Origin of the sequence: Pseudomonas sp. SIMBA_068, assembly GCF_046534705.1 — a bacterium.
GTDB lineage: Bacteria > Pseudomonadota > Gammaproteobacteria > Pseudomonadales > Pseudomonadaceae > Aquipseudomonas > Aquipseudomonas putida.
This window is the reverse complement of sequence record NZ_JAWRYI010001162.1, coordinates 1-251: the sequence shown is the minus strand read 5'-3', so window position 1 is coordinate 251 and position 251 is coordinate 1. Positions and strand designations below refer to the sequence as shown.

The window sequence follows — 251 nt, the reverse complement described above, 5'->3', positions numbered from 1 at the left end:
ATGAAAAGCCGTTTTATTGCCCCAGTCAGCAGAAGGCAGAGAGATAAAACGCACCGTGAAAGTTTCATCATCAAACTTGCCCTGCATGACGTAAACACCGTAGTGGTTTTCGCCCTGAGAAATGATTTTATAGGTACCGTTGTCGTAATAATAAATCTCCGCATCCGGAAACGGCTTTTTGTCATACATTTTTCGGTAGTGCAGCACCTGTTTGATGGTGGGCTGGCCGAAGCTGACGGTGAGGTTGTTAC

General features: G+C 45.8%; 1 pseudogene. It reads right to left on the bottom strand.

From position 1 onward, the window contains the following. A pseudogene (locus SB756_RS33185) lies at nt 1–251 on the bottom strand (hypothetical protein); the annotation flags it as partial.